Genomic DNA, 1,232 nt, shown 5'->3' with positions numbered 1-1,232 from the left:
GTTTTTCTTCGCTTGCAATCCTTTTCTTTGCCCCAATATTGAAAAGATAAATTTCGAGAGCGAACAGGAACTTTTTCCTGATTGGCAATGACCAATACTCAAAACGAAAATCAAATGGATATCGAGAGTCCAAAGCATGCATAAATCAAACTTCGAAACTCTTCAGCACTATTTAGAGTCTCAGATCATTGGCCAGCATGATCTGGTTAAACAACTGTTGATCGCCCTTCTTGCTGACGGGCATATTTTGGTTGAGGGTCCTCCGGGACTTGCTAAAACTCGCGCCGTAAAATCACTGTCTGATTGCGTAGAAGGCGACTTCCATCGCATTCAGTTCACCCCAGATTTGCTACCTGCCGATTTAACTGGTACGGATATTTTCCGACCAGAAACAGGCGAGTTCACATTCCAATCTGGGCCGATTTTCAATTCACTCATTCTTGCGGATGAAATCAACCGTGCGCCAGCCAAAGTACAAGCCGCAATGCTTGAAGCGATGGCAGAAAAGCAAGTCACCGCAGGTCGCCACACCTACGCGCTGCCTGAGCTATTCTTGGTCATGGCGACGCAAAACCCGATAGAACAAGAAGGTACTTACCCTCTTCCAGAAGCTCAGCTCGATCGCTTTTTGCTTCACTTAGAAGTGGATTACCCAGATGCAGAACATGAATTAGCGATCTTGCGGATCAATCGTGGTGAAGCGAAAGGTGAATGCTCTATTGAGCGCCCGAGCTTGAGTCAGCAAGACATCTTCACCGCGCGCCAAGAAGTGCTCGACATCCACATGGCAGAAGCCATTGAGCAATATATTGTGCGTTTGGTGATGGCAACGCGCCGAGCAAGCGAATACGACAGTGAGTTGGATAAATGGCTAGCAATGGGTGTCAGTCCGCGTGCAACCATCGCCCTTGACCGATGCGCTCGTGCTCATGCTTGGTTAGCAGGTCGTGATTTTGTCTCTCCAGAAGATGTCCAAGCAATGGCGTACCCAGTGTTACGTCACCGATTATTGCTCAGCTACCACGCTCAAGCAGAAGGCGTAACGTCAAATCAAGTCATCGATAAGTTGCTAAGCTTGGTTGGCAGCGCATAAAGCGGGTGAGTGACATGTCTGCAAACCATCCATTACCGCCTCATGCGAATGGGGTGACATTAACACTGGAAGAACTGCTTCAATATCGCACGCAGTCGGTACGTTGGTTGCCACCGGCACAAAGCATTTGGTCGCAGAT

The 1,232-nt window shown here is 48.4% G+C and carries 1 protein-coding gene and 1 pseudogene; both read left to right on the top strand.

Annotated elements, in window-relative coordinates; translation table 11 throughout:
* Nucleotides 1–136: 136 nt before the first annotated feature.
* The gene (locus tag R7E42_RS23995) at nt 137–1,093 is read left to right on the top strand and encodes an AAA family ATPase (RefSeq protein WP_023623720.1); all 957 of its coding nucleotides are present in this window, start codon (nt 137–139) and stop codon (nt 1,091–1,093) included.
* Between the two features lie 14 nt (nt 1,094–1,107).
* Nucleotides 1,108–1,232: pseudogene (locus R7E42_RS23990) on the top strand (DUF58 domain-containing protein); the annotation flags it as partial.

Origin of the sequence: Vibrio sp. Vb1337, assembly GCF_033338715.1 — a bacterium.
GTDB lineage: Bacteria > Pseudomonadota > Gammaproteobacteria > Enterobacterales > Vibrionaceae > Vibrio > Vibrio alginolyticus.
This window is presented reverse-complemented; position numbering and strand designations above follow the sequence as displayed.

What these genes read in the sequence shown, in the direction of transcription:
- R7E42_RS23995 (WP_023623720.1), top strand. Translation starts at nt 137, where the DNA reads ATGCATAAATCAAACTTCGAAACTCTTCAGCACTATTTAGAGTCTCAG.